The following is a 25,499-nucleotide window of genomic DNA, read 5'->3' as shown; positions in this document are numbered from 1 at the left end:
AAGCCCTGCACTGATCCAGCACCACCCCACGGCGGGGAACTTATCTGGCCGCCAGCGGGGAGAAACCGTGGCCGCCAGCGGGGACAACTACTGGCCGCCTCTGGGGCGAACTGATTGGCCATTGACATTGAATCGCAGACCATGACGTTACGTGCCGGGCGTTCGGGTCGCTCGTATGCGCCGTGAACTGGTCAAATGCCCTCGCTGCGGGTTGCCGGGGACGTCGGTGGGTTGGTTCGCATGGTGCATCGTCCGGCCCACTTTGATCCTGTCTGCGAACCGCGGCCTGGTTGTCAGGCCGATGGTTTGAATGCGGTCATCCCGGTCGAGTCAGGTGCGGCCGTCGCGGGGTTGCGTCGCGATCTTCAAGCGATTCGAACCCGAGCACGGTCGCACCTCCTCGACGGTCAGCGGGCTATGTGGGTGAAGCCGCATGTCTTTGGTGTTGAGGGCGTTCGGTCAGGGGTGGGCACCTTCGTGTCAGGGCGCTCTTCCGGCGCCGCTCGGCTGCCCTGTCAGGCTCGCTTGGGCACCGCCCCGGGTTTGTCGACCAGGAGCCGGACGAGAAGCGAATTATCTCGTATTTCTCCTGGTGAGCAGGGTGGGCGGCGTAGCGTCGCGGTGATGGAGCGCAAGGTCGAACTGGGGTATGGCCGTGTCGGCGTGGTCTCGCTGAACGAGCCGATGCTGCGCTATCCGGACAATCCGGTGTTGACGGCGCAGCATGTCAACGAGGTGTGGACCGAACCGCATCGCCAGGTGGTCACGGTGCACAACGCCGGCGTCGCGGTTGCCGGCGATGAGACGGTGATGGTCTTCCGGTCGCATCTGCGCTGTGGGGTCAGCGTGATCGGAGTTGCGCGGAGCGCCGACGGGATCACCGACTGGCGGGTTGCGCCGGCACCGTTGCTGGAGCCGGCCACTCCGGCGGATACCTTCGCATCGGGTGTCGAGGAGTCCGCGATGGTGCGGATCGAGTCGGGCGGGGTCGAGGATCCCCGCATCAACGTCGTCGACGGCGAGTACGTGATCACCTACAGCGGCTACGATGCGCAGGTCCGTAACCAGGTGCGGGTCTGCCTCGCTGTCACCGACGACTTCACCAGGGTCGTGCGCCATGGGCCTGTCCTCCAACAGGACATGCGCAACGTCGTGATTTTCGGTGAGCGGATCGGCGGCCGGTACTTCGCGCTGTTCCGGCCCAACGACGTACTACCGGGCGACACCGGCGGCGCGTACACCCAGATCCGGATCGGGACCGCCGTCGACTACCGTGCGGGGCAGTGGGCGATCGACGACGAGCCGATCATGCGTACGGGCTGGGGGCCCAGCGCCTTCTCGGACAAGATCGGGCCAGGTGCACCTCCGGTCCGGACAAGAGCCGGCTGGCTCAACCTGTTCCACGGTGTGCGCACCACCATGGACGGGAATCCGTATGTCCTCGGGGTCGCGCTACACGACCTGGACGATCCCCGGCGGGTACAGATGTCCAGTATCCCGGTGCTGTTCCCGACGCGGGCCGACTGCCGGGTCGGGGAATCCGACTACGTGCATGTGCCCAACGTGGTCTTCTCCTGCGCGATGGTGCCTCGCACGGATGGCACGCTGCTGGTCTACTACGCGGGCAACGACACGGTGATGAACGTGGCCGTCACCCACGAGGACGTTCTGGTCGAGCTGTGCCGCCGGTACGGGCAGAACCCGTTGACCGGACAATTGCTTCACCCAGCCTGAATCGTCCATCGCCGTTACGGAGGATGACGGTGGGGTGGTTCGCATGGTGCATCGTCCGGCCCACTCTCCCCGCCTGGCGTTCTGCAGGCGGGCCGGACCGCGTCGAAGGCCGGTCCGGCGTGATTCAGTCCGCAAACAGTCCGCACTACGGCCGGTGACTGCCTGGTCAAGGCGGTCGGCGACCTGGTCGAGGTCGTCCTCGCAAGGTCCGCTGGGTTTCCGCCGGAGCCCAGACCGTCTACCCGAAGATCGATTGCTCTTTTCAGGTGTGCTCAGGCGCTCAACCGGCGATCATTGCGGGCCACGAGGATCGTGCCCATCACGCCCATGCCGAGTACCGTGCCGCCGAAGACCGTGGTCCCTGTCGCACCGAGCACTGATCCACGTGCATACGCGCGGCTGGCATCCCAAGGAAACACCGTTGCCTCCATGGTCGCGCCTACTCGGTCGGTGCCCTGAACGCTCACTGTGCGGGCCACTCCGTCTGAGGCGGTGAACACGCCCTCGCAGGCGAGACCGCCGCGGGAAACCTCCGCGCAGTACGCCACGGTCAGCATGCCGGCGTCTCCCGCTCCTGGCACCTGCGCGAGCAGGCCGAGGGCACCGTGCCAGGTCAGAAATGCGCCAACGACCGAGAAGACGGCCGAGACCACGAAGAAGAGCGCACGGCGAGGCATTTGGCCAGCGTAACGTCTGGTAAGCATTGCGCGAATCAGCCGCAAACCGGGCATGCAACCGGTTCAGCTCACCGGACCACTGATCAGCCTCGATCGCCGTCACGCACTCGACAACGAGCCGATCATCGATGCGTTCGCCTGTTGAGTGCCGTTGCGGTACTAGTCGGGCGCGCCGAGCACGGCGGCGACGCCATCGACGAACCATCGCTCGAACCGCTCGACCGGCCACCCGCGCTCGCGTACCAGCCAGTCGTAGTTGCGGATGTCCTGCGCGAGCCACAGCACATCGGCGGCTCGTTCCTGACTCACCCGAACCTCGCCGGTGGCCGCCAAATCGGCGGCGAACATCGCCATGCCGCGGCGGCGGTCCTCGACGTTCTTGCGCCAGATCGCCGCGGCGTCGGCGTCGGCGGTCGCCGCACCGGCCAGTGCCAACATCACGTGTACCTGCCGGGCATGGGTCTCGGTGAGATGCCGGGCGTACCGGGTCAGCTTCGCCCGCAGGCCGGTCAGCGCGCGGATGTCGGCGACGAACGACCGTTCCGCCATCGTGATCCGTTCGTCGTCGCCGACGAGGGTGACATCGACAAGGTCGGAGAGCAGTTGGCGCTTGTTGCCGAACACCGCGTACAGGGTCTGCACGGCGACGCCGGCCTCGGCGGCGACGGCGGTCAGCGGCGTGGCGGCGTAGCCCGGGTCCACGAACAGTTTGGCGGCCGCGTCGAGGATCGCTCGCCGGGTCTGCCGGGCTTGTTCCTGGCGTCGGGGGGAGACGTAACGACGGTTGACAGTCACGCATGCACCGTAGTGCACTATTAGATAGAGCTTCACTCTATTGGAACGACATCAGGGGACAGCTATGCCGTACGGCGTCGTGCAAGACATGCCCGGAGTCAGCGAGCAGGAGTATCGGCAAGTGGAGAAGCACCTCGGTCCGGACCGGCCGCCGGGCCTGCTGGCCCACGTGGCCGGCCCGTCCGACGACGGCTGGCGGATCATCAACATCTGGGCCGACGAGGCCGCGTTCCGCAGGTTCCAGTCGGAACGCCTGATCCGTGCCGCCGGACTGGCCGCCCAGGAGGAGGGCTTCGATCCGGCGAAGGCCGCCGCCTTCCGATCGGCGAGCGTCGACGGCGCCGAGATGCCGTTCTGATGGATGACACCGCCACGCTGCGCGCCCGCAACTCCGACTTCTGGGCCCGGACAGCGCCGGGGTGGGTCCATCAGGCCGACCGGCACGACGAGATCGGCCGGCCGATGGGTGCCGTGGCACTCGACTGGCTGCGACCCCACGCCGGTGAACGGGTGTTGGACGTCGGCTGCGGGTGTGGCGGCACGACCGCCGAAATCGCGCGGGCCGTCGCTCCGCTGGGCAGCGCAGTCGGTCTCGACCTCGCGGAGGCGATGGTGGCGACGGCCCGGGACCGGTTCACCGCGCCGGGCGGCGCGGGACCGCGGTTCGTCGCCGGTGACATCGAGACGCTCGATGCCGTGCCCGGGGCGCCGTTCGACGCCGTCTACTCCCGGATGGCGTTGATGCTGCTCGCGGATCCGGTCGCCGGCCTGACCACAGTCCGGCGGTCGATGCGTACCGGCGCCCGGTTGGCCGCAACGGTATTCCGCGACGGCCGCGTGAACCCGTGGCTGTCGGCGGCGCTGCTCGGTGCGGCGGCACACCTGGGACCGTTGCCGCCGCTGCCGATCGGCGACGAGCCGGGCCCCTTCGCGTTCGCCGATCCGGCCCGGGTGACCCGCCTGCTCACCGCCGCCGGATTCACCGACATCGGCATCCACCCGTACGACGTCGCTCTCGAGGCCCCGGACGACCCGGAAGTGGTCACCGAATGGCTCATCGAGATCGGTCCCGCCGGCGCGGCCTACCGGGACGCCGAACCCGCCGTTCAGGAGCGGGCCCGGGCCGGGGTGGTACGCCTGCTCGAACGGTTCCTCACCGCCGGCACCGGTTATCGGCTGCCGGCCGGACTTTGGTTGATCACCGCTCGCTCGGACGGGACCAGTACACAATGACCTCTCACCGGAGTCTTGCCGCCTCCCTCGCACTGATCATCAGCGTCGCCGTGCTGTCCGGCTGCGCCCCAGCCGATACCGGGCCGCCGTCCACCGATGCACCCGTGTCGGGCGGTGACGGAGCAACCCGGGCGGGCGGCTCCTATTCGGCGACGGACGTCTGCACCTACCTGCAGGGCGAGATCCCGGCGCTGAAGGAGATCGGCAGCCCGGTCGGGCGGCACGCCAACCTGGCCGGCAAACTGGCCACCTTCTTCGAGTCACACGGCAAGCCGGAGAACGGCGCCGCACTGGACGCCGCGATCAAGGCGGAATGCCCGGCCGTGCGTACCGAGGTGCTCCGCCTGATGGGCGTGGACAGCTTCAGCTCGTTCTAGCCCCGGACGGCACGTATCACCGACGATCTCTCGTACGGTGTCCGGCAGCTCGGCGCCGAATGCTCGCATCGACCAGCTCACAGCGCACCTGAGTCCGTGACGCCAAGCCGATCGAGGCCGCCGGCCGGGTCGATCATCGTCATTCCGGCCACCGTTGCGCGGTCGAAGAGGGGGAGCAGGCCGGCGGCCTCCTCGAGGCCGATGGTGCGTTCGATCAGGCGTTGGGGGGCCAGCGCGCCGCGCTCGATGAGGGCCATCATGGCCGGATAGTCGGTGGCCGCCATTCCGTGGCTGCCGAGCACGTCGAGTTCCCAGCCGATCACCCGGGCCATCGGCACCCGGGGGTGGCCGTCGACCGGAGGCAGCAGCCCGATCTGCAGGTGGCGGCCCTGGCGGCGCAGGCTGAGGATCGCGTCGGCGCAGGTCCGCTCGCTGCCTACGGCGTCCACCGCGACGTGGCTGCCACCGTCGGTCAGGTCCGCGACGGCGGCCGGGACGTCGGTGCCGTCCGCCAACAGGGTGTGTTCGGCGCCCAACTCCGCCGCGACGGCGAGCGCCTCCGGGTTGCGGTCCACGGCGATCACCCGGCCGCCCAGGGCACGGGCGATCATCACGGCGCTCAGGCCCACCCCGCCGGATCCGACGACGGTGACCCACTCGCCCTCGGTGAGCCGCGCGCGGCCGGCCAGAGCACGGTACGCCGTGGCGAACCGGCATCCGAGGCTCGCGGCCGCCGCGAAGTCCACACTGTCCGGTACGGCGACCAGGTTGGTGTCGGCGGCGTGCAGGGCCACGTATTCCGCGAACGATCCCCAGTGCGTGAAGCCGGGCTGCTGCTGGTCGGGGCACACCTGCGCCTGTCCGGAACGACACCACTCGCACCGGCCGCAGCCGCAGACGAACGGCACCGTCACCCGGTCGCCGACACGCCAGCGGGTCACCTCCGGGGAGACCTCGGCGATCACACCGGCCAGCTCGTGACCGGGTACGTGCGGCAGGGCGATCTCGTCATGGCCCGCCCACGCGTGCCAGTCGCTGCGGCACATTCCGGTCGCGGCCACCCGTACCACCACGCCGCCGGGCGGAGCCTTCGGTTCGGGCACCTCGCGGACCTCGGGCCGGCCCTCTATCGCATCGAAGATCACTGCGCGCACCGGGACATCCTGTCAGGCTTTCGGGTAGCGGTCAGGAAATGACCGCAATAGGCGGGAGGATCAGGTCATGACAGCGACGTGGAAGATCGAGCTCATTCCGGTGCCGGTGACCGACGTCGACCGGGCCAAGGCGTTCTACGAGCGGATCGGCTTCAACGCCGACCATGACTACACGGTGCGGGAAGGGTTGCGGTTCGTGCAGCTGACCCCGCCCGGCTCCGCGTGCTCCATCGCGATCGGTGAGGGTCTCACCGAGAGGACGCCGGGCACCCAGGAGATCCAGGTGGTGGTCGCCGACGCCGACGAGGCCCGCAAACACCTGCTGGACGCCGGTGTCGAGGTCGGCGAGGTCGACGAGCAGCCGTGGGGCCGGTTCGTCTACTTCCGTGACCCGGACGGCAACAGCTGGTCCCTCCAGGCGATCGAACGCCGCCCCAACGGCTAGAGACCTTTGTGGTCGAGGTCCGCGTCTCGCTTCCGGCTCTTTCTTCTTGTACGCGTGAGCGGGCAGCGAGATCGCGTGAACCGGACGGGACGGGGCGGATGAGGCGGGACGGCGTCGCGCGTACAGGAAAGGGGCCGGGAGCGAGACGCGGACCTCGGCCACAAAGGGGTCCATAGGTATACCTAGAGCCCCTAGTAGACCCTCCTAAATAGGTCTGAGCAGCGAAGATACGCAGGGTGCTGCCGATGTGCCAGGGCCTTCCACGACCGAGGATCTATGTATCAGGTCGACAGGGAGGAACCGATCATGTTGCTGCACCCCGAGATGATGCTGGATCTGGTGAACGCGCGGCACCGCGAGCTGGCCGCCGAGGCGGAACGTGGACGACTGCTCGGCCGGGCCCGGTGGTTCCGGACCCGGCGGGGCGGGAAAGCCCCGGCGGTACGCGGACGCCCCACCGGTACCCTGGCGTCGTGCGAACGATCCGTGGCGGCGCCAGCCCGATGATGGTCGGGCGGGAGAGCGAGCTGCGCCGGTTGGCGCGGCTCGCTTCGTCGCGTGAGCCGGCCGTCGCGATCATCGCGGGGGAGCCCGGCATCGGCAAGACGCGGCTCGTCCACGAGCTGTTGAACACGGTGCCCGCCGGCACGGTGGTGCTGGTCGGGCAGGCCGAGCCCGGGTCGCTGTCCCGGCCGTACGAGGTGTTGCTCGACGCCATCGACGGCCGTCCCGGCGTCGACGAGGAGCGGCTCGCCGCGCTCACCGACCCGAAACGCAGCCCGGTCGAGCGCCTGCACATCGGGCTCGCCATTCTGGACGATCTGATCGGTGAGGCCCCGGCCGTCGTCGTCTTCGAGGACCTGCACTGGGCCGATTCGGAGAGCGCCGCCCTGTTCGAGCGGACCGCCGACCACCGTGGCCCGCGGCTGGTGATCGGCACCTACCGGCCGGACGAGGTGACCCGCCGCCAGCCGGTCGCCGGACTGCTCGCCCGGATGGAGCGACGGCACGCCGTCACGTACGTACGCCTCGATCGACTGACGCCCTCGCAGACCGCGGCCATGCTGGCGGCAGCGACCGGCGCGCCCGCGCCGCTGCGCGCCGCGACGGCGCTGCACCATCGCACCGGCGGCAACCCGTTCTTCCTGGAGGAGTTGCTGCGGGCCCTTCCGGGGTACGACGTGGAGGCGCTCGTCGAGCAGCCGCTGCCGTGGAGTCTCGCCGACGTGCTGCGCCGCCAGGTCGACGACCTCGACCCGGTGAGCCACCGCATCGTCGAGGCGGCCACCGTGCTCGGCCACCGGATCCTGTTCGACCTGCTCGCCGACGTGACCGGCACCCCCGAGGACGAGCTGATCGCCGTGCTGCGCGACCTGGTCACCAGGGGAGTGCTGGTGGAGTCCGGCGCGGACGAGTTCGCGTTCCGGCACGCGCTGGTCCGCGAGGCGATCGCCGGGCAGCTGCTCGCCCGGCAGCGGCGCCGGCTGCACGAGACGGCACTCGACGTGCTGCTGCGCGGCGGCGCCTCCGATCCGGCCATGGTGGCGCACCACGCCTGCGGCGCCGGCCGGTACGAGGACATGATCGCGGCCGCCCGGCGGGGTGCGGCGCTGTACCTGTCGATCGGCTCGGCCTACCAGGCGCTGCAACTGGCCGAGATGGGCCTCGACGAGGTGCCCGACGACACCGAGCTGCTCGCCTCGGCGGCCCGTGCCGCGTGGCTGGCCGGGCTGCTCGACGACGCCCTGCGGTACGGGCGGCGCTGGCGGGACCTGACGGACAGCACCTCCGACCGGGCCGAGGCGCTGTACCTGCTGGTGCGGATCGCCTGGGAGTCGCGGGAACCCGAGGAGATGCGGGCGCTGACGTACGCCATCGAGGTTCTGATCGCGGAATTGCCGCCGGGCGCGGCACAGGCCCGGGCCATGACGGCGATCGCGCAGTCCGCCTATCTGCGTGACGAGCTGGACGCCGCGGTGCTCTGGGCGGATCGCGCGCTGGCGCTGGCCGACGAGTTCGACCTGCCGGCCGTGCGGCTCGCGGCGCTGCTGGAGAAGGGCTCGACGCTGATCGAGCGCCCGCAGACCGCCGCCGACGGCCGTCGGATCCTGCACGCGCTGGTCGACGAGGCGGAGAAGGCCGGCGAATGGGTGCTGGCCGCCCGCGCGCTGCACACCCTCGTGCACGGCGAGCCGCCGACATCGCCCACCGAGTACGCCGAGATGCTGGAACGGGCCCGGATCAGCGCCGAACGCGCCGGATTCGAGTCGCTGTCGGTGGCCGCCTACTTCCAGGGCCGGGCCCGGCTGGCCGTCCGGTCCGGTGACCTGCGCGCCGCCATCGCGGCCTTGGAGGAGGGCCGCGAACAGGACCGCGGCTACCGGCGGCGGGGCCGCTGGGCCGACTACCACGGCCTCTTCCTGGCCGGGCTCCACCTGGAGGCCGGTGAGCTGGACCGGGTCGAGCAGCTGATCGCCGACCTGGCGGCGCTGCCCAACAACCCGCCCACCGTCATTCCCGGCCTGGAGTTCCACCTGGCCTGCCGGCGCGGCGACCGGGCCCGCGCGGAAACCGCCCTGGACCAGCTGCTCACCGCCCTGGCCGCCCAGACGTGGCGCAACGGCGAGCAGGCCCACGACCTGATCTCCGCCGCCGTGGAACTCGGCCTGCCGCCGGCGCGGCTCGACGAGATGGCGGTCGCGCTGCTCGACGCCGAGGTGTGGGACGCCTACCGCACCCTCGTCGACGCCCAGCTCGCGGCCGTCCACGGGCGGCACGCCGAGGCGCTGGCCGGGTTCGAGACGATCGTCGAGGCGCACGTGCTGGGCCCGGCCGCCCGTGGCACGGTCCGGGTGTGGGCGGCCCGCTGCCTGCTCGCCCTGGGCCGCACCGCCGAGGCCGCCGTCCACGTGTCGGCGGCCGGCCCGCTGCTGGCCGGGTGGGGTGGCTGGCGGGTTGCGCACCTCGCCCTGGTCCGCGCCCAGCTGGGCATGGACCCGGCCGGCGCCGAACCCGTCGCGACCCTGACGCCGCGCGAGCGCGAGGTGGCGGTCCTGATCAGCGATGGTCTGACCAACTCCGAGCTGGCCCGGCGCCTCTTCATCTCCCCGAAGACGGCGGCCGTCCACGTCTCCAACATCCTCCGCAAACTGGGCGTCACCTCCCGCACCGAAGTGGCCGGCCTGGTCAGCCGCCACTGATACGATCGCCGGCACTCTCCTGCCGGCGAGATCGAGGCCTGAGCCAGGCGTATCGACGCTGATTGAGCGTGATTGGATAGGCGAGTGACGATCATGGTTGGCGACGCGCCCGAGCGGGAGCGTTTCGAGGCGCGCGACGAGTCCGGTGAGCTGGCCGGGGTGCTGACCTACCAGGTGAGCGGCAACATCGTCGTGTACACGCACACCGAGGTCGATCCCCGCTTCGAGAGGCAGGGTGTCGGCTCGGCCCTGGCGCGCGCGGCGATGGATGATGCCCGTGGCCGGAACCGCACCGTCGTACCGATGTGTCCTTTTCTCGGCGAATGGCTCGACGGCCACAAGGAATACGACAAGATCGTGGCCCGGTCGACCCGAAGGGTCAAATAGCCGTTCGCTGAAGGCGGGGTGCCAGCTCGGAGTCCGCGACGGGTTCGCCGCTGTGGGCGATCAGGCTCCGGGCCCAGGCGGTCAGCTCGGTCACCGCCACATCGTGCGGAGCGGCCTCGGCGTACGGCTCGATGCGATCCGCGGCGCGGGTGAGCAGCCGGACCGCGCCCACCGTGTTGCCCCGCCGCAGATGGGTGATGCCCACCGCGAGCTGCGCCAATCCTTTCCACAGCTCCCGGTTGTCGTCGTCGCACGCCTTCCACGCGGTCTCCAGAACCTCGTGGGCGTGGAACGGGCGCCCGGCGTCGAGCAGCCGTTGCGCCTCCCGCAGCGCCTCGTCCGGTGGCAGGACCAGGTCCTCCGGGGTCGTCGGCACCCCGGTGAGGCCGCGTGGCAGCGGGCGGCCGAGGCCGTCGCGGGGGCGGTTGTTGCGGGCCCGCCCGGACTCGTCGCGATCACGGGGGACAGGTGTTCCGGCGGTCATGGCTTCATCGTGCCGTGCCCGCTCAGGCGGGGCCGACGAGGGTGGCGATGCGGGCGGCGTCGCCCCAGGACAGGGTGAAACCGGCGCCGCCGTGGCCGTAGCAGGCGTAGACCGGCCGGTCGTGACCGGCGACCGCCTCCACCCGGACGCCGCCGGACCGGCCCGGCCGTAACCCGGTGGCCCGGGACAGCACCGGCTGCCCGGCCAGTTCCGGCACCAGGGCGCTGACCCGGCGCAGGATGCCGGCCTCGATGTCGGGGTCGATCCGCTCGTCCCAGGATCCGACCTCCCCGGTGCCGCCGCAGACCACGTCGCCGAGCCGGGGTACGACGTAGGTGAGCCCGTCCGGATTGTCCGAGTCGGTGATCCACTCGGTGAGCCCGGGATTGGCCAGCCGCACCACCTGGCCCCGGATCGGGAAACAGTCCGGATCGTCGCCGAGCAGCGCCGCCGACCGCAGCCCGGCCGCCACCACCACGGCGTCGGACGGCGGCAGGTCCGCCGGCGCCTTCACCTCGGTCCAGTCGACATCGACCCCGAGGGAGAGGACCGCGGCACGCAGCCACGTCAGATAGGTGCTGGTCTCGACCAGTGGCACGACGCAGCGGATCCCGCTGGTTCCGGCCCACTCGGCCGGTTCGGTGTGCGGCACGGCCCGGGTCCAGCTCAGGTCCGGGTCGGGGTGGCGGGACAGGACGGTGCCGGGGCGCATATGGACACCGGTGCTGGGATTGCCGGCCAGTTCCTCGAGCCGCCGGTAGGTGACGGCGGCCGAGTCGAGGACCGACGGGGAGTGGTCGACGTCGTGCGGGAACCAGATGGCGGCGGCCACCCCGGACACGCCGTCGACGGCCTCCCGGTCGGCCACGATCCGCACCTCGTGGCCGGCCACCGCCAGCTCGTACGCGACGCTCAGCCCGATGACCCCGGCGCCCACCACCGTCACACTGCCCACAGCCCCGACCATACCGGCGTTTGGCCGTCGATCATCGGGGCATGCGGGCGCCATGAAGTGCTGTTCGGCGCCCGCTGCGCGGGCCTGTGGGCGCGCGAGGTGCTGGGCTGCCGGTCGCGGGGTGAGAGTTCCCTACTCGGGTTCGTTTGAGCGGGGTGCGGGCGTCCGCCGGCCCGCCCCGGCCCGGAAACCGGCCGCCTTGTGGGTGCCGTCGCAGAACGGCGTGATCGCCGACTTCCCGCACCGGCACAGCGCCACCGTGGCCCGCCCCGGATCGATGATCTCGCCGTCCGGGGTGCGCAGCGTGAAGTCACCGCGTACCAGCGGCGGGCCGTCCTCGTAGACCACCACGGTCACGCCGTGCCCGTCCTCGCCGGGGATCATGGCGGCCGCCTCAGACTCTGGTGACGGTGAGCAGGACGAGGGCGATCCGTTCGGCGTGGGCGTAGGCCGGGCCGTCCAGCTCCTCGCCGTACACGTCCGGGTCCACCTCCCGGTACGTCCACGTCAGTCCGGTTCCGGCGAGGCGCTCGGCGGCGGCGTCGTGGAACAGGTCGCGGCCCTCGACGATGGCGATGCCGGAGAACAGCACCAGGGTGCCGCCAACGGCGAGCCGGTCGACCGCCGTGCAGGCGATGGCCAGGGACAGTTCGTGCCCGTGCGGGCCACCGTCGCGGTAGGCCCGCCCGGCCGGGTCGATCATGAACGGTGGGTTGGTGACGATCAGGTCGAAGTCACCGTCGACGGCGTCGAGCAGGTCGCTGTCACACACCCGCACATGCGGTGTGCCGGCCAGGAGGGCGTTGAGCCGGGCGAAGTGGAGGGCGACCGGATTGATGTCGACCGCCAGGATCTCGCCGCCGGGCGCCCGCTTGGCGACGGCGATCGCCCCGGCTCCGGTTCCGCAGCCGATGTCGACGGCCCGCCGGACCGGACGGTCACGGCTCTCGATCTCGGCGATCGCGGCGTCCGCCATCCGGTAGGTGTCGGGCCCGAAGAACACCGCGTCCGGCGCCGTCGTCGGAAACGCCGAGTGCACGAAGATCTCGCCGTCGTAGCAGGAGAAACGTACCCGGCTGCGCCAGACGTCCCCGTCCCGGTCCAGCACGCCGGCGAGGTCCATCAACTCCACGATCCGCTCCGGCAGCACGCCCGGCCCGAACGGCCGGCTCCAGCCGAAGACGTCGCGCGTGTTCCGGGCGCGCGCGTTGCCGGGCCGCCGGTTGACCCGCTCGTGCGTGGCCGGCGTGGTGGTCGTGAACCGGTAGCCGCCGGCCCGCAACGCGTCCCCGAGGTCCACGAGCGCGGTGTCGATCTCCAGCGGCGTGGTGGTGATCGTCATAGCGGCCGGGTGCCCAGCGGACGGCGTCTCAATCTCAGGTCGGGACAAAGGCTTGACGTGATCGACCTGCGGTCGGAGTCTGCATGACACGACGCCTTTACGATGCGGAGAGGTGAGATGCCGGACTTCGAAGTCGTCACCATGGGCCGCGTCGGTGTCGACATCTACCCCCTCCAGACCGGCGTCGGCCTGGAGGACGTCACCTCGTTCGGCAAGTTCCTCGGCGGCAGCGCGACGAACGTGGCGGTCGCCGCGGCCCGGCACGGCCGCCGGACCGCCGTGATCACCCGCGTCGGCGAGGACCCGTTCGGCCGGTACGTGTGCCGCACCCTGGCGGAACTCGGGGTGGACCACCGGTTCGTCGCCGCCGTGCCGGGTCTGCCGACCCCGGTCACGTTCTGTGAGATCTTTCCGCCGGACGACTTCCCGCTGTACTTCTACCGCCTGCCGGCCGCCCCGGACCTGATGATCCAGCCGGACGAGCTGGACCTCGGCGCGATCCGGGCGGCCGGCGTGTTCTGGTGCACGGTCACCGGCCTCTCCCAGGATCCGAGCCGGTCCGCGCACCACGCCGCGTGGCGGGCTCGTGGCCGCCGTCCGCTCACCGTGCTGGATCTCGACTACCGGCCGATGTTCTGGTCCTCGCCGGACGCCGCGCGGGCCGCCGTCCAGGAGGCGTTGCCGCACGTCAGCGTGGCGGTCGGCAACCTTACCGAGTGCGCGGTCGCGGTCGGCGAGGACGATCCGGACGCGGCTGCCGCCGCGTTGCTCGGCGCCGGGGTGTCACTCGCCGTCGTGAAGCTGGGGCCCGAGGGCGTTCTGGCCAAGACCAAAGATCATGGGGTACGGCTACCGCCCACCGAGGTGGAAGTGGTCAACGGCCTGGGCGCCGGGGACGGGTTCGGCGGCGCGCTGTGCCACGGTCTGCTGGCCGGCTGGCCCCTGGCCCGTGTCGTCCGGTTCGCCAACGCGGCCGGCGCGATCGTGGCGGGCCGCCTGGAGTGCTCCACCGCCATGCCGACCACGGCCGAGGTGGAGCGGGTGCTGGCGGCCGGCCGTGTCGGAGAGTCTGCGGCGTGATCAGGCGGGATATGAGGGGGCAGGTCATGGGCTTTGCGGACCGTATCGGCGGGGCGCCGATCTCCTGGGGCGTGTGTGAGGCGCCCGGCTGGGGGTACGAGCTGTTCGCCGACCGGGTTCTCGCCGAGATGGCCACGCTCGGGTTGCGTGCCACCGAGCTGGGCCCGACCGGCTATCTGGGCATGACGTCGGCGGACGTACGGGCGATGCTGGACCGGCACGGGCTGCGGTTGATCGGCGGTTTTCTGCCCGTACCCATGCATGTCGGAACCGACGCCGACCTGGCCGCGGCGGCCCTCGCGATGGACACCCTGGCCGCCGCCGGAGCGGAGGTGGTGGTTCTGGCCGCCCGGTCGGCTGACGGGAGCTACGACCGCAAGGTCCGCCTGGACGACGGCGAGTGGCGCCGGCTCTTCGCCACCCTGGAGGTTCTGCGGGAGATGGCCGCCGACCGTGGTCTGTGGCCCAGCCTGCATCCGCACGTCGGCACGGCGGTCGAGGACCGGGACGCGGTGCTGCGGCTGCTCGACGGCAGCGACGTGCCGGTCTGCCTGGACACCGGGCACCTGCTGATCGGCGGCATGCACCCCGCCGAGCTGCTGGAGCAGGCGGCCGACCGGATCGCGCACGTCCACCTGAAGGATGTGGATCTCGCGGTGGCGGCCACCGTGCGGGACGGTGGCCGCAGCTACATGGACGGCGTCAAGGCGGGCCTGTACACGCCGCTCGGCGCCGGTGACGCGGATGTCGCCGGGATCGTCGACCGCCTGGAGACCGCCGGCTACACCGGGTGGTACGTGCTGGAGCAGGACTGCGCGCTCACCGGGCCGCCGGCCGCCGGCGCCGGCCCGGTCGGCGACGTGCGCCGCAGCCTGGAGTTCCTGATGGAGGTGGCGCGGTGACGACCATGCTCCAGCCGGGGCAGATGCCGGCCGAGGCGGGCGGGCCCACGGTGACCCGGATCGGCGTCATCGGCACCGGCGTCATGGGCGCCGACCATGCCCGGCTGCTCACCGAGGCGGTGTCCGGCGCCCGGGTCGGCGGTGTCTTCGACGTCGACGGGGGCCGGGCCCGCGGGGTGGCGGCGGCCAGCGGTGGGGCGCGGGTCTTCGCCGACCCGTACGCGCTGATCGTCGACGACGGCATCGACGCCGTGCTGATCGCGTCGTCGGACGCCACCCACGAGGACTACGTGCTCGCCTGTGTGGCGGCCGGGAAGCCGGTGCTCTGCGAGAAGCCGCTCGCCCCGACCGTCGAGGCCTGCTCCCGGATCGTGGAGGCGGAGACCGAGCACGGCAGCCGGCTGATCACGGTGGGGTTCATGCGGCGCTTCGATCCGGGCTACACCGGCATGCGGGCGCTGCTGACCGCCGGCGAGATCGGCGCGCCGCTGCTGATGCACAACGTGCACCGGAATCCGGCCGCGGTCCCGGGCCTGCCCGGCTCCGCCCTGATCACCAACTCGGCGGTGCACGAGCTGGACATCGTGCGCTGGCTGTTCGGGGAGGAGATCGTCGAGGTGGCGGTGCACACGCCCCGGCCGAGCGGGCAGGCGGGCGGAACCCGGGATCCGCAGTTGCTGGTCCTCACCACCGAGTCCGGGGTGCTCGCCGACGTGGAGATCTTCGCCAACGCCCGGTACGGCTACGAGGTGCGCTGTGAGCTGGTCGGTGAGACGGGCACGGTGACGGTGGACGCGCCGCCGCCGACGTCGCTGCGCCGGGGCGGGCTGCACGCGCGGGCGCTGCCGGGGGACTGGCGGCCGCGGTTCGCCGAGGCGTACCGGCTGGAGTTGCAGGACTGGATCGACGGGGCGGCCGGTGGCGCGTCCGCCTGGGACGGGTTCGCGGCGACGTTCGTGGCGCACGCCTGTGTGGCGGCGCTGACGAGCGGCGACCGCCATGCCGTGGATCTGCCACCGGTGCCCGCTCTCTACCGGAGGTGAGGTTCTACCAGCGGACCGGCACCTCCTCCAGGCCGCCGACGAGCAGGCCCTGACGGCGGCGCAGCTCCTCGACCGGCACCGCCAGCTCCAGGCCGGGCAGCCGTTCCAGCAGGACGGCCAGCACGGTGCGCAGTTCGACCCGGGCCAGCGACTGACCGAGGCAGGAGTGCGGGCCCGCGCCGAACGTGAGGTGCGGGTTGGGGGAGCGGGCCAGGTCCATCTCGTCGGGGTGGTCGAAGACCCGTTCGTCACGGTTGGCGGACGGCGTCGACGACAGCACGGTGGTTCCGGCCTCGACGACGGTCCCGGCGATCTCGGTGCGTTCGGTGACCAGGCGGTGCATCCCGAATCCGAGGTTGGCGTCGAAGCGCAGCACCTCCTCGACGGCGCTCGGCACCAGGCCGGGTTCGGCGAGCAGGCGTTCCCAGCGTCCCCGCTCGGCGAGCAGCATGGCGGCCATCTTGCCGATCATGTTGGCGGTGGTCTCGTGCCCGGCGACGAGCAGCGCCTGGCCGGTGAAGACGCACTCCTGTTCGGTGAGCCGGCCGTCCTCGGAGTCGACGACCGTTACCAGTTCGGACAGCAGGTCGTCGCCCGGTGCAGAGCGTTTCGCCTCGACGTGGGCCAGCATGTACTGCCACATCTCCAGGCCGGACTGCCTGGCCTCCTCGGCGGTGTACCGGTTGAGGTTGAGGAAGTGGTCGGACCAGCGGGCGAATCGCTCCCGGTCGGCGGCGGGCACGCCGAGCAGGTCGCAGATCACGTAGACGGGCAGCGGGAAACCGAGGGCGGTCCGCAGGTCGGCGGGTGGGCCCTGTTCGGTCATCTCGTCGATGAGGTCGTGGGCGATCCGGGCGATGCCGGGCTCCAGGGCGGTCATGCGCTTGGCGGTGAAGGAGCGGCTGAGCAGGCGGCGCCAGCGCATGTGCTGGGCCTCGTCGGCCATGAAGGCGGCCTGCGTGCCGACGGCGTTGCTGCCGGCCGGCGTGTTCCGGACGAAGCGGCGGTCGGTGATGGTGGTGCGTACGTCGTCGTACCGGGTGAGCAGGAAAGCCTCGATTCCGGCGGGCGTGCGGACCGGCGCGACCGGGCAGGTGGCGCGCAGTTCCCGCCATTCGTCGGGCGGGTCCACGGCGGTCGGTGGCGTGAACGGGTAGTCGAGCATCTGCACCCTCTCCCTGAGGTAAACGCCTGATTACTTGGTACCGTACGCACGGGATGACCCGGTAGCAAACGGTTGAAAACGATCACCGGAGGAGCCATGAAGGTCACCGTCGACGAAGACAAGTGCATCGGTGCTGGTCAATGCGCTTTCACCGCCCCGCAGGTGTTCGATCAGCGCGACGAGGACGGCGTCGTCATCCTGCTGGCGGAGATCCCGCCGGCCGCCGACGAACCCGCCGCCCGGGACGCGGCCACCCTCTGCCCGGCCGGAGTCATAAAAATCTTGGACGATGATGTCGAGAACCGGTGACCGGCTCCGTCCCCGGTCCGAACGCCGACCACAATGGGTCGCACCCAGCACTCCGGGAGAACCGTCATGGCCAAGTACCTGCTGCTCAAGCACTACCGTGGCGCTCCGGCCCCGGTCAACGACGTGCCGATGGAGAAGTGGACGCCCGAGGAGATCTCGGCGCACATCGCCTACATGAGCGACTTCGCGAACCGGCTCGTGAAGACCGGTGAGTTCGTCAGCGAACAGGCGCTCCTGCCCGAGGGCACCTGGGTCCGCTACGACGGCGAGGGCCGCCCGCCGGTCACCGACGGCCCGTTCGCCGAGACGAAGGACCTGATCGCCGGCTACATGATCATCGACGTGGACAGCCACGAGCGGGCCCTCGAACTGGCCGGCGAGCTGTCCGCCGCCCCGGGCAAGGACGGCAAGCCGATCCACGAGTGGCTGGAACTGCGCCCCTGCTTCGCCGAAATGCCCACCATCACCGAATGACGCCGGAGGAACTGCGAAGCCTCACCCCGGGCGTGCTCGGGATCCTCGTCCGCCGCGGAGCAGACTTCGCGGCGGCCGAGGACGCCGTCCAGGACGCGCTGGTCGAGGCGCTGCGGGTGTGGCCGGACGACCCTCCGCGCGACCCGAAGGGCTGGCTCGTCACGGTGGCGTGGCGGCGGTTCCTCGACGCGGCCCGGTCCGAGGCGGCCCGCCGCCGCCGGGAGGAGTCCGCCGAGGAGGAGCCGCCGCCCGGCCCGGCGACCTCGGTCGACGACACGCTCCAGCTCTACTTCCTGTGCGCGCATCCGTCGCTGACCCCGGCATCCGCGGTGGCGCTGACGCTGCGGGCCGTCGGTGGACTGACGACGCGGCAGATCGCCGAGGCGTACCTCGTGCCGGAGGCCACCATGGCGCAGCGGATCAGCCGGGCCAAGCGGACGGTCTCTCGCGTGCGGTTCGACCAGCCCGGTGACGTGGCGACCGTGCTGCGGGTGCTCTATCTGGTGTTCAACGAGGGCTACACCGGCGACGTCGACCTGGCGGCCGAGGCGATCCGGCTCACCCGGCAACTCGCCGCCACGATCGATCACCCCGAGGTGTACGGGCTGCTCGCCCTGATGCTGCTGCACCACGCGCGGCGCGCAGCCCGTACCGGTGACGACGGTGGTCTCGTCCCGCTGGCCGAGCAGGACCGCACACGCTGGGACACCGCGCTGATCGCCGAAGGCGTCCTGATCCTGCAGGCGGCGCTGGCGCGCGACCGCCTCGGCGAGTTCCAGGCGCAGGCCGCGATCGCGGCCCTGCACGCCGACGCGCCCCATGCCGGGGAGACCGACTGGGTGCAGATCGTCGAGTGGTACGACGAACTGGCCCGCCTCACCGACAGCCCGGTGGTCCGGCTGAACCGGGCCGTCGCGGTCGGCGAGGCGGACGGCGCGCGGGCGGGCCTGGCGGCCCTGTCAGACCTCGATCAAACCCTTCCCCGGTACGCCGCGGTCGCCGCCTACCTGCACGAACGTGACGGAGACGGGAAACGGGCGGCCCGGCTGTACGCGGAGGCCGCCGCCCAGGCACCGAACCTGGCCGAACGCGACCACCTGACCCGCCAGGCCGCCCGTCTGCACCGTCAGCTGTGACGGGTCGCCGCCTCCTCGACCGGGAGCGCGGCCACGTACCGCCGCATGAAGGCGTTGAAGCCATCGACGTCCGCCGGGTCCGGCTCGGCGGTGTCCAGCCGGGCGCCGGCGAAGACGACGTCGGTCAGGAAGGCGTCGAGGCTCTGGCCGGGCGTGCGGGTGGTGAGGAAGGCGGCCAGCACCGCGATGCCCCAGGCGCCGCCCTCGGAGGCCGAGTCGCCGACCGTGACCGGGGTGTCGATGGCGGCCGCGAGCAGCCGCTGCGCCACGCCCTCGGTCTTGAACAGGCCGCCGTGCGCGAACATCCGGTCCAGCCGCACCGACTCGGCCTTCTGGAGCACGTCCATGCCGATGCGCAGGGTGGCCAGGGCCGAGTACAGCTGGGTCCGCATGAACGTGGCCAGATTCAGGCTGCTGCCCGGCTCCCGCAGGAACAGCGGCCGGCCCTCGTGCAGCTTGGTGATCGGCTCACCGGACAGGTAGTTGAACGCCATCAGGCCGCCGCCGTCCGGGGCGCCGTCCAGCGCGGCCTTGAACAGCGTCTCGAAGACCGCGTTGCTGTCCGCCTTCGCCCCCAGCGCGGTGGCGAACTCGGCGAACAGGCCGGCCCACGAGTTCAGCTCGCTGGCGCCGTTGTTGCAGTGCACCATCGCCACCAGGTCGCCGGCCGGGGTGGTGACCAGGTCGATCTCCGGGTGCCGGCGGCTCAGCTCGCCGTCCAGCACGATCATGGCGAAGATGCTGGTGCCCGCGCTGATGTTGCCGGTGCGGCGGGCCACCGAGTTGGTGGCCACCATGCCGGTGCCGGCGTCGCCCTCCGGCGGGCACAGGGCGGCGCCCGGCTGGAGCGCGCCGGTGGGGTCGAGCAGACGCGCGCCCTCCTCGGTCAGCGTGCCGGCCGCCTCGCCCGCGGGCAGCACGGCCGGCAGCAGCTCGGCCAGCTTCAGCGGCACCCGGCCGGCGGCCAGATCGTCGAACTGGCCCAGCATCCGGGTGTCGTAGCCGCCGGTGGCGATGTCGATCGGGAACATGCCGCTGGCGTCGCCGACCCCGAGCACCTGGCGGCCGGAGAGCTTCCAGTGCACGTACCCGGCAAGGGTGGTGAGGTGGGCGATCCGGCCGAGGTGCTCCTCGCCGCCCAGGACCGCCTGGTAGAGGTGGGCGATGCTCCAGCGGTGCGGGATGTTGTAGCCGAACAGCTCGCTGAGCGCCTCGGACGCGTCACCGGTGTTGGTGTTGCGCCAGGTGCGGAACGGGGTGAGCAGTTCGCCGTCGCCGTCGAACGCCAGGTAGCCGTGCATCATGGCGGAGACGCCGAGGGCGCCGACGGTGCGCAGCTCGGTGCCGTACCGGTTCTTGACGTCGGAGGCGAGGGCGGCGAAGCAGCCCTGGAGCCCCTCCCACACCGCCTCGAGGGAGTAGGTCCAGGTCCGGTCGACGAACTGGTTCTCCCAGTCGTGGCTGCCGACCGCGATCGCCGTGTGGTCCGGGCCGGTCAGTACCGCCTTGATGCGGGTCGATCCCAGCTCGATGCCCAGGGCGGTCCGCCCCTGGTCGATCGCCTCGCGCAAGTCAGCCATCGTGAAAGAGTCCTTCCGTACGTGTTTCCGACCTTCGCCCGACAGGGACACTACGCCCTGACACGTACGGCGAGATTTAGCGGTCTGCCCTCGTGGTGACCGTCTTCTCCCAGATCATCCGGACCGCGGGCAGCACCTCGGAGACCGCCGGGACGGCCGGGCCGTGCGCGCGGACGCCGACCGCGAGCGCCGGGGCGGACCGCTCCAGACCGCCGGCCATCCGTTCGATGTCGGTCATGATCGAGCCGGTGAGCACCAGCACGCCGGTGTCGTCGATCTCGGTGCGCACCTGCCGCAGCGTCCGCTGACGGGTCTCGCGCAGGTCGTTGAGCACCTGCTCCAGCTTGCCGGCGTCGGAGGCGTGCGCCTCGAACGCCTCGGAGACGGCGATCAGCACCTGGCCGAGGCGCTTCGGCACGGCCGGGGTGTGCGAGGTGGCGGCCGCGTCGAACATCGACCGGGCCACCGAGTTGAGCTGATGCACCCCGTGCTCCAGGGCACGGACCCGCTCGTCCAGCGGGGTGACCTTGGCGACCGGGGTGGTCAGCGACCAGCGGGCCTGCTTGGTCAGCTCCTCCACGGCGGCGATCGCGTCCCCGAGGTCCTCGTCCAGCTCCCGGGAGCGGGCCAGCCACTGCTCGGCCTGCTCGCGGTCGTACCCGTCCTGGACGCCGTCGCCGAGCCGGCGCAGCAGCCGGGCGATCTCGGTCGACAGCTGGGTGGCCTTGACACGGGCGCGCTCCAGCGGGGTCATGCCACCGACCAGCGGCGACAGGATCACGCCGACCACGATGCCGAGGGCCGTGGCGGCGACGCGCTCCCACACGAACGCCTCGGTGACGGCGGTGCCGCCGACCAGGATGCCCAGCGAGGTGAGCGGCACGAGCACCGAGGCGTCGCCGAGGCGCAGCACCCGGCCCACGGCCAGGCCGAGACCGGCGATCACCGCGATCGACCACGCGCTGAGGCCGAACACGCCCCACGCGGCGACCGAGAGCGCGATTCCGGCGACCGTGCCGATCAGGCGCTGGGCGCCCGCGCGCAGCGACGCGTGCGAGCTCATCTGCACCGACAGGGTCGCGATGATCGCGGCGGTGACCGGGCCGACCAGGTGCAGCATGTCGGCGGCGTTCCAGGCGATCCCGGCGGCGAGGGTGGTGACCAGGATCTCGCGGACGGTGGACGGCTCGACGCGGCCGGCCAGCCGGAGCAGCCCGGCGGGCAGGTGCGGTCGCATCCGGTCGAGGGCGGTGCGGCAGGCGTCCTCCACGACGGGCCGGACGGTGCGGCGTAGAAGGGTCACGACCAGCGCACAGAGCACGAGACCAGTAACGACGAGCGTGATCGGATCAAGGGCGGCAGTGAGCGAGCGCAGCACGATTCGGCTTTCTCTTCCACGATCGGGTTCGTCGGAAAACCTATCGGCGACGCTGAGAACAAATGAGGAAAATAGGGCCAATGTGACGGCCGTCGCCCGGTCCGGGCGATGCCCGGACCGGGGAGCAGCCGTCACACGCTGGTACAGACGTTCCCGTTGAGCGTGAAGACGGCCGGCAGCACGTTCGGGCCGCTGTAGTTGCCGACGAAACCGACGCCGGTGGACCCGCCGGCGGCCAGCGTGCCGTCGCTGGTCACCCGGACCGTGCGGCCGCTGGAGGTCCAGGTGGCGTTCCAGCCGCTGCTCACGCTCTGCCAGGTGGTCGGCCAGGTGAACGTCAGCGTCCAGCCGTTGACCGCGGCGGCGGTGTCGTTGGTGATGTCGACCTGGCCCACGTAGCCGTTGCCCCAGTCGTTGACGTCCCGGAACTTCACGGTGCACGCCGCCGTCGCCGGGGTGCCGGTGGTGAAGGTAAGCGGCGGCGAGGCGGCCGACGCCCGCCCGGAACCGGCCCGCGCCACCACGTTGACCGTGTACCGGCGGCCCGGCTCCAGGTTGTTCGCGGTCAGCGAGGTGCCGGTGGTCTCGCCGAGCAGCTCGGCGGCGCCGCCGTTCTGCCGGTACACCTCGTACTTGAGGCCGGATCCGGTCGACTGCCAGGAAATCGTCGCCGAGCGGTCGGTCACCGTCGCGGTCGGCTGGGCCGGCGCCTTCGGCGCGCCCGTCACGGCGTCGGCCGACTTCAAGGTCAAGAGCGAGATCGAGTACGGGGGAAGCATCTGCGATGTGGCGGTGCCCGCCGGTGCCGTGGTCACCGCGGCTGCGCCGTTGGTGTAGGTGGAGACCGTCGGCGTCCCCGCCGCGGCCGTGAAGCCGTGGTAGTTAAGCGACACGGTCCGTTCGGCGTCCGGGTCCTTGTTGATCATCAGCACCGCCACGTCACCGTTCGCCCGGCGTACCGCATGGGTGCTGACCAGCGCGTCGCCGGAGCCCGCGGCGATGAACCGGTCGCCCGGCCGGGCGAAGTCCCCCACCAGCGACAGCGCGTGGTACGGCGCGAACGGCGTGTTCATCGGCGGTTGGCAGGTCGTGTTGTCGGCCGTGCAGTTCCCGCTGGACAGCAGCCCGTAGTCGCCGTAGTCGGTCTGCCCGGCGACCGTGGAGACGGTGCCGAGGCCGTTGTGGACGTTCCACCAGTGGACCGTGAAGACGCCCTGGGCCAGCAGGCCGCTGTAGACGTCGGCCAGGAACAGCGCGCCCGGCTGGGTGTTGCGGCCGACCTCGACGTTGGTCTCGGTCATGCTGATCCGGATGCGGCCGGCGCTCGCGGCGGCGTACCGCTCGATCTGCTGCCGCAGCGTCCAGACGGCGTCCTGGATCTGCGCGGGTTTGGTGAGCGTCTCGGCCGGGGTGCCGCCGCCCGGGTACCAGTGCACGTCGACGAAGTCGATCACGTGGCCGGCGCGGGTGAGCACCTCCTGGTTCCAGGAGCCCTGGTCGCCGGCGCCGACGATGGCGTCCGGCCAGTTGCCCGGCATGGTCAGCACGGCGCCGATCCTGATGTCGGGGTCGACGGCCTTCATGGCCTCGGCGTACGCGATGACGGTCGCCGCGTACTCCTTGGGGCTCTTGTCGGCGTGGTCGTCGGCCTCCCAGGCGGCGCCGTAGTGGCCGTTGCCGTAGTTCTCGTTGCCGATCGTCCAGTAGGTGACGTCGTAGTCCTTCTCGACGTTCGCGTACCGGACCCAGCCGGCCGCCTCCTGCGCGGTCCCGGTGCCGTAGTTCGCGATGATCATCGGCTCGGCGCCGGTACGCTGGGCGCCGGCCATGAACGTGTCGAAATCGGTGTCGGGCGCCACGTACCCGCCGGGCGCGGTGTGGTTCTCCCAGTGGTAGATGTCGGCGTACGAGCCGCCCGGGTACCGCAGCATCCCGACCCCTGCGTCCTTGAGCAGGTCGGCGACGGCCGGGGTGCCGAGTTGTGAGTCCCAGATGGCGTGGTTGACGCCGACGGCCTGGTCGGCGACGGTGGCGAGGCCGGCCCGGACGTCGATGTCGACGCGGGTGGTGGCGGCGAGGGCGGTGGCGTGGGCGCCGGATGGCGCGGTGGCGACGCCGGCGAGCAGGGCGGTGCTCGCCAGCGCCTTCCACAACAGGGATGTGCGCACGGGGGTCTCCGGGAGAGCGAGGGGATGGGAGCGCTCCCAATAGTGATCCTCTGAATAGAAACCTGTCAATCAGCGAGGGCGGTCAGGTCGTCCGGCACCACGTCGATCCGGGTCATGTCGACCGGATCGGCGTGTCCCACGCCGGTCACCCGCCACGCGCGGTCCCACCAGGGCAGCCCGTCGAGGAGCCCATCGAGCAACGGCACCAGGACACCGGTGTCGACCGCCGGCCTGCTGGTGTGCGCGTAGCGCGGCCAGTGCCGCAGGGCCTCGATCTCCGCCTCGCTCAGCGGACGGTCCAGAATCGCATCCATCGATGGATGATCGCAGGCCGGCGGCCCGATGCGCGCGGCGGTGGCGAGGATCAGCCGTGGCCCTGTTTCTCGGCGCAGCGGTGGCAACGGGTCGGGCACGGGGTCATGGCGGCCGCCGCCGCGAGCCCGCTGACGTGCAGAATCGTCTCCACCGCCGCGTCGAAGCCGGTGGACTCCTGGATGACGTGCTCGCCCTCGACGCCGAGCAGATCGCGGTCGGCGTACCAGTCGCGCATCATGTCCGCGGTGACCGGGATCGGCTCGGCGCGACCGGTGTGCCGGCGGACCGTCTCCTCGAACGACACGTCGAAGTAGAAGACGCTCACCGGGCCGGGATGGTCGGCGATCAGCCGGCGCAGCACCGTGCCGTAGCCGCCGGTGTCCAGTATGCCCTCCAGCACCACGTGATAGCCGAGGCCGAGCGCCGATCGCACGGTGGAGTCGATGAACGCGGGCGCGACCGGATCGTGGCGGTTGCTGCCGTGCTCGCGCAGCAGGACACGGCGTAGATAGTCCTGTTCGACCAGGGCGGCGCCGCGGCCGTAGCGGCGGCGCACCTCACGGGCCGTGGTGGTCTTTCCGGAGCCGGAGTTGCCGCGGATGACGACCAGGGTCGGCTTCTGCATGGCGAATCCTAACGTCACAGCAGCCCGGCCAGCCTGTAGAGCACCAGCGACCCGGCCACCGCGACGTTGAGGCTCATCCCGGTGCCGACCATGGGTATCTCCACGGCGCCGTCGAGCAGATCGAGCGCCTCCGGCGGGATCCCGGTGGCCTCGTGCCCGAGCACCATGACGGTCCGGTGGCGGGCGGCGGGCAGGTCGGCGAGCCGGACCGCCTCGTCGGCGAGTTCCACCCCGACGACGTGCGCGCCCGCCCGGCGTTCCTCGGCCAGCCAGCGCAGCGGATCGCCGACCCGGTGCACGCAGGCGGGTTTGCGCAGCGTGTTGCCGCGGGCGAGGGCTTCGTCGACCCAGCGGAACGATGGCACCGCGAGGCACGCGCCGACGGCGTCACAGGTGCGCAGAAGGGTGCCGAGGTTGGCGCCGTGCATCGGCCAGAGGGGCGCCGCGACGAGGTGCCCCCAGCATCGGTGGCGGCGGGGACGGCGGGCCGACCGGATCTCGCCGGGGGTCCGGGTGCGGATCGCGGGCTTCACCGGGCGAG

At 71.3% G+C, this 25,499-nt stretch carries 27 protein-coding genes; 13 read left to right on the top strand and 14 right to left on the bottom strand.

All coding sequences use genetic code 11. The features are described from left to right. The first annotated feature begins 195 nt into the window (after positions 1 to 195). A complete protein-coding gene (locus KZ829_RS16050; RefSeq protein ID WP_220144687.1) occupies positions 196 to 1,734 on the top strand; it encodes a glycoside hydrolase family 130 protein in 1,539 nt (512 codons plus the stop codon). A gap of 272 nt (positions 1,735 to 2,006) precedes the next feature. On the opposite strand, the gene KZ829_RS16045 is transcribed toward KZ829_RS16050, so the two are convergent. Continuing rightward, positions 2,007 to 2,411 (bottom strand): hypothetical protein, encoded by a 405-nt coding sequence (locus KZ829_RS16045; protein ID WP_220144686.1) that lies wholly within the window; start codon positions 2,409 to 2,411, stop codon positions 2,007 to 2,009. 159 nt (positions 2,412 to 2,570) lie between these two features. Then, the gene (locus tag KZ829_RS16040) at positions 2,571 to 3,206 is read right to left on the bottom strand and encodes a TetR/AcrR family transcriptional regulator (RefSeq protein ID WP_308285510.1); all 636 of its coding nucleotides are present in this window, start codon (positions 3,204 to 3,206) and stop codon (positions 2,571 to 2,573) included. Between the two features lie 121 nt (positions 3,207 to 3,327). Between KZ829_RS16040 and KZ829_RS16035 the strand changes: the two genes are divergently transcribed. Genes KZ829_RS16035 through KZ829_RS16025 form a run of 3 tightly spaced genes read left to right on the top strand, consistent with a single transcriptional unit; the run spans position 3,328 to position 4,816 of the window. Next, a complete protein-coding gene (locus KZ829_RS16035; protein WP_188123411.1) occupies positions 3,328 to 3,564 on the top strand; it encodes a hypothetical protein in 237 nt (78 codons plus the stop codon). After that, positions 3,564 to 4,439: a class I SAM-dependent methyltransferase gene (locus tag KZ829_RS16030; RefSeq protein ID WP_220144685.1), complete on the top strand. Its 876-nt coding sequence runs from the start codon at positions 3,564 to 3,566 to the stop codon at positions 4,437 to 4,439. The genes KZ829_RS16035 and KZ829_RS16030 overlap by 1 nt, the downstream gene beginning before the upstream one ends. After that, complete coding sequence (locus KZ829_RS16025) at positions 4,436 to 4,816, top strand: hypothetical protein (RefSeq protein WP_220144684.1); 381 nt, start codon at positions 4,436 to 4,438, stop codon at positions 4,814 to 4,816. The genes KZ829_RS16030 and KZ829_RS16025 overlap by 4 nt, the downstream gene beginning before the upstream one ends. Positions 4,817 to 4,893: 77 nt before the next feature. Here the strand turns inward: KZ829_RS16025 and KZ829_RS44525 are convergent, their stop codons facing one another. Next, positions 4,894 to 5,970 carry a zinc-dependent alcohol dehydrogenase family protein gene (locus KZ829_RS44525; RefSeq protein WP_220144683.1) on the bottom strand — a complete coding sequence of 359 codons (1,077 nt, stop codon included), beginning with the start codon at positions 5,968 to 5,970 and terminating at the stop codon, positions 4,894 to 4,896. Positions 5,971 to 6,037: 67 nt separating this feature from the next. Between KZ829_RS44525 and KZ829_RS16015 the strand changes: the two genes are divergently transcribed. The 3 genes from KZ829_RS16015 to KZ829_RS16005 all read left to right on the top strand — a co-directional run bounded on the left by KZ829_RS16015 (position 6,038) and on the right by KZ829_RS16005 (position 10,002). Then, a complete protein-coding gene (locus KZ829_RS16015) occupies positions 6,038 to 6,415 on the top strand; it encodes a VOC family protein (RefSeq protein WP_220144682.1) in 378 nt (125 codons plus the stop codon). Between the two features lie 473 nt (positions 6,416 to 6,888). Next, positions 6,889 to 9,615, top strand: coding sequence for a helix-turn-helix transcriptional regulator (locus KZ829_RS16010; protein WP_308285509.1), 2,727 nt, complete (start codon positions 6,889 to 6,891; stop codon positions 9,613 to 9,615). Positions 9,616 to 9,708: 93 nt separating this feature from the next. Beyond that, positions 9,709 to 10,002: a GNAT family N-acetyltransferase gene (locus KZ829_RS16005; protein ID WP_246635654.1), complete on the top strand. Its 294-nt coding sequence runs from the start codon at positions 9,709 to 9,711 to the stop codon at positions 10,000 to 10,002. Here the strand turns inward: KZ829_RS16005 and KZ829_RS16000 are convergent. The 4 genes from KZ829_RS16000 to KZ829_RS15985 all read right to left on the bottom strand — a co-directional run bounded on the left by KZ829_RS16000 (position 9,995) and on the right by KZ829_RS15985 (position 12,783). Then, positions 9,995 to 10,486, bottom strand: coding sequence for a DUF309 domain-containing protein (locus KZ829_RS16000; RefSeq protein ID WP_220144680.1), 492 nt, complete (start codon positions 10,484 to 10,486; stop codon positions 9,995 to 9,997). The two genes, KZ829_RS16005 and KZ829_RS16000, sit on opposite strands and share 8 nt — an antisense overlap. A gap of 22 nt (positions 10,487 to 10,508) precedes the next feature. After that, positions 10,509 to 11,441: an FAD-dependent oxidoreductase gene (locus KZ829_RS15995; RefSeq protein WP_308285508.1), complete on the bottom strand. Its 933-nt coding sequence runs from the start codon at positions 11,439 to 11,441 to the stop codon at positions 10,509 to 10,511. A gap of 132 nt (positions 11,442 to 11,573) precedes the next feature. After that, on the bottom strand, positions 11,574 to 11,825 hold the full coding sequence (locus KZ829_RS15990; RefSeq protein WP_220144678.1) for a CDGSH iron-sulfur domain-containing protein: 252 nt from the start codon (positions 11,823 to 11,825) through the stop codon (positions 11,574 to 11,576). A 10-nt stretch (positions 11,826 to 11,835) separates the two neighbouring features. Then, positions 11,836 to 12,783, bottom strand: coding sequence for a methyltransferase (locus tag KZ829_RS15985; RefSeq protein WP_220144677.1), 948 nt, complete (start codon positions 12,781 to 12,783; stop codon positions 11,836 to 11,838). A 117-nt stretch (positions 12,784 to 12,900) separates the two neighbouring features. Between KZ829_RS15985 and iolC the strand changes: the two genes are divergently transcribed. From iolC to KZ829_RS15970, 3 genes are read left to right on the top strand one after another with little or no spacing between them, the layout of a single operon-like run. After that, positions 12,901 to 13,863, top strand: coding sequence for a 5-dehydro-2-deoxygluconokinase (iolC, locus tag KZ829_RS15980; RefSeq protein WP_220144676.1), 963 nt, complete (start codon positions 12,901 to 12,903; stop codon positions 13,861 to 13,863). Between the two features lie 26 nt (positions 13,864 to 13,889). Beyond that, positions 13,890 to 14,765 (top strand): TIM barrel protein, encoded by an 876-nt coding sequence (locus KZ829_RS15975; protein WP_220144675.1) that lies wholly within the window; start codon positions 13,890 to 13,892, stop codon positions 14,763 to 14,765. 5 nt (positions 14,766 to 14,770) lie between these two features. Further along, positions 14,771 to 15,808 carry a Gfo/Idh/MocA family protein gene (locus tag KZ829_RS15970; RefSeq protein ID WP_246635733.1) on the top strand — a complete coding sequence of 346 codons (1,038 nt, stop codon included), beginning with the start codon at positions 14,771 to 14,773 and terminating at the stop codon, positions 15,806 to 15,808. Positions 15,809 to 15,812: 4 nt separating this feature from the next. Here KZ829_RS15970 and KZ829_RS15965 read toward each other — a convergent pair whose 3' ends face one another. Then, complete coding sequence (locus KZ829_RS15965) at positions 15,813 to 16,973, bottom strand: cytochrome P450 (protein WP_220144674.1); 1,161 nt, start codon at positions 16,971 to 16,973, stop codon at positions 15,813 to 15,815. Positions 16,974 to 17,045: 72 nt separating this feature from the next. Here KZ829_RS15965 and KZ829_RS15960 point away from each other — a divergent pair, with 72 nt between their 5' ends. From KZ829_RS15960 to KZ829_RS15950, 3 genes are all read left to right on the top strand, one after another. Further along, entirely contained in the window at positions 17,046 to 17,282 is a 237-nt protein-coding gene (locus KZ829_RS15960) for a ferredoxin (protein ID WP_372453871.1), read from the top strand. Between the two features lie 66 nt (positions 17,283 to 17,348). Then, positions 17,349 to 17,756, top strand: coding sequence for a YciI family protein (locus KZ829_RS15955; RefSeq protein WP_220144672.1), 408 nt, complete (start codon positions 17,349 to 17,351; stop codon positions 17,754 to 17,756). Then, positions 17,753 to 18,892 (top strand): RNA polymerase sigma factor, encoded by a 1,140-nt coding sequence (locus KZ829_RS15950; protein WP_220144671.1) that lies wholly within the window; start codon positions 17,753 to 17,755, stop codon positions 18,890 to 18,892. Before KZ829_RS15955 ends, KZ829_RS15950 begins: the two co-directional genes overlap by 4 nt. Here the strand turns inward: KZ829_RS15950 and KZ829_RS15945 are convergent. The 6 genes from KZ829_RS15945 to KZ829_RS15920 all read right to left on the bottom strand — a co-directional run bounded on the left by KZ829_RS15945 (position 18,883) and on the right by KZ829_RS15920 (position 25,491). Further along, entirely contained in the window at positions 18,883 to 20,472 is a 1,590-nt protein-coding gene (locus KZ829_RS15945) for a xylulokinase (RefSeq protein ID WP_220144670.1), read from the bottom strand. The two genes, KZ829_RS15950 and KZ829_RS15945, sit on opposite strands and share 10 nt — an antisense overlap. A gap of 76 nt (positions 20,473 to 20,548) precedes the next feature. Beyond that, a complete protein-coding gene (locus tag KZ829_RS15940; RefSeq protein WP_220144669.1) occupies positions 20,549 to 21,850 on the bottom strand; it encodes an aromatic acid exporter family protein in 1,302 nt (433 codons plus the stop codon). Between the two features lie 131 nt (positions 21,851 to 21,981). Beyond that, positions 21,982 to 24,018 carry a cellulose binding domain-containing protein gene (locus tag KZ829_RS15935; protein WP_308285507.1) on the bottom strand — a complete coding sequence of 679 codons (2,037 nt, stop codon included), beginning with the start codon at positions 24,016 to 24,018 and terminating at the stop codon, positions 21,982 to 21,984. Positions 24,019 to 24,083: 65 nt separating this feature from the next. Continuing rightward, positions 24,084 to 24,332, bottom strand: coding sequence for a hypothetical protein (locus KZ829_RS15930; RefSeq protein ID WP_220144668.1), 249 nt, complete (start codon positions 24,330 to 24,332; stop codon positions 24,084 to 24,086). Between the two features lie 50 nt (positions 24,333 to 24,382). After that, entirely contained in the window at positions 24,383 to 24,958 is a 576-nt protein-coding gene (locus tag KZ829_RS15925; RefSeq protein ID WP_220144667.1) for an AAA family ATPase, read from the bottom strand. A gap of 14 nt (positions 24,959 to 24,972) precedes the next feature. Further along, the gene (locus KZ829_RS15920; protein WP_308285506.1) at positions 24,973 to 25,491 is read right to left on the bottom strand and encodes a TrmH family RNA methyltransferase; all 519 of its coding nucleotides are present in this window, start codon (positions 25,489 to 25,491) and stop codon (positions 24,973 to 24,975) included. Positions 25,492 to 25,499 lie beyond the last annotated feature (8 nt).

Source organism: Actinoplanes hulinensis (assembly GCF_019429605.1).
Lineage (GTDB): Bacteria > Actinomycetota > Actinomycetes > Mycobacteriales > Micromonosporaceae > Actinoplanes > Actinoplanes campanulatus.
The sequence above is the reverse complement of the archived record's forward strand: the minus strand, read 5'-3'. Positions and strand labels throughout refer to the sequence as shown.

Bases quoted from the DNA above. Each gene is read 5' to 3' on its own strand.
- KZ829_RS15970 (WP_246635733.1), top strand. From the start codon at position 14,771: ATGCTCCAGCCGGGGCAGATGCCGGCCGAGGCGGGCGGGCCCACGGTG.
- KZ829_RS15965 (WP_220144674.1), bottom strand. From the start codon at position 16,973: ATGCTCGACTACCCGTTCACGCCACCGACCGCCGTGGACCCGCCCGAC.
- KZ829_RS15975 (WP_220144675.1), top strand. From the start codon at position 13,890: ATGGGCTTTGCGGACCGTATCGGCGGGGCGCCGATCTCCTGGGGCGTG.
- KZ829_RS16015 (WP_220144682.1), top strand. From the start codon at position 6,038: ATGACAGCGACGTGGAAGATCGAGCTCATTCCGGTGCCGGTGACCGAC.
- iolC (WP_220144676.1), top strand. From the start codon at position 12,901: ATGCCGGACTTCGAAGTCGTCACCATGGGCCGCGTCGGTGTCGACATC.
- KZ829_RS15955 (WP_220144672.1), top strand. From the start codon at position 17,349: ATGGCCAAGTACCTGCTGCTCAAGCACTACCGTGGCGCTCCGGCCCCG.
- KZ829_RS16045 (WP_220144686.1), bottom strand. From the start codon at position 2,411: ATGCCTCGCCGTGCGCTCTTCTTCGTGGTCTCGGCCGTCTTCTCGGTC.
- KZ829_RS16030 (WP_220144685.1), top strand. From the start codon at position 3,564: ATGGATGACACCGCCACGCTGCGCGCCCGCAACTCCGACTTCTGGGCC.
- KZ829_RS15985 (WP_220144677.1), bottom strand. From the start codon at position 12,783: ATGACGATCACCACCACGCCGCTGGAGATCGACACCGCGCTCGTGGAC.
- KZ829_RS16050 (WP_220144687.1), top strand. From the start codon at position 196: ATGCCCTCGCTGCGGGTTGCCGGGGACGTCGGTGGGTTGGTTCGCATG.
- KZ829_RS15925 (WP_220144667.1), bottom strand. From the start codon at position 24,958: ATGCAGAAGCCGACCCTGGTCGTCATCCGCGGCAACTCCGGCTCCGGA.
- KZ829_RS15990 (WP_220144678.1), bottom strand. From the start codon at position 11,825: ATGATCCCCGGCGAGGACGGGCACGGCGTGACCGTGGTGGTCTACGAG.
- KZ829_RS16005 (WP_246635654.1), top strand. From the start codon at position 9,709: ATGGTTGGCGACGCGCCCGAGCGGGAGCGTTTCGAGGCGCGCGACGAG.
- KZ829_RS15945 (WP_220144670.1), bottom strand. From the start codon at position 20,472: ATGGCTGACTTGCGCGAGGCGATCGACCAGGGGCGGACCGCCCTGGGC.
- KZ829_RS16025 (WP_220144684.1), top strand. From the start codon at position 4,436: ATGACCTCTCACCGGAGTCTTGCCGCCTCCCTCGCACTGATCATCAGC.
- KZ829_RS15950 (WP_220144671.1), top strand. From the start codon at position 17,753: ATGACGCCGGAGGAACTGCGAAGCCTCACCCCGGGCGTGCTCGGGATC.
- KZ829_RS16000 (WP_220144680.1), bottom strand. From the start codon at position 10,486: ATGACCGCCGGAACACCTGTCCCCCGTGATCGCGACGAGTCCGGGCGG.
- KZ829_RS15930 (WP_220144668.1), bottom strand. From the start codon at position 24,332: ATGGATGCGATTCTGGACCGTCCGCTGAGCGAGGCGGAGATCGAGGCC.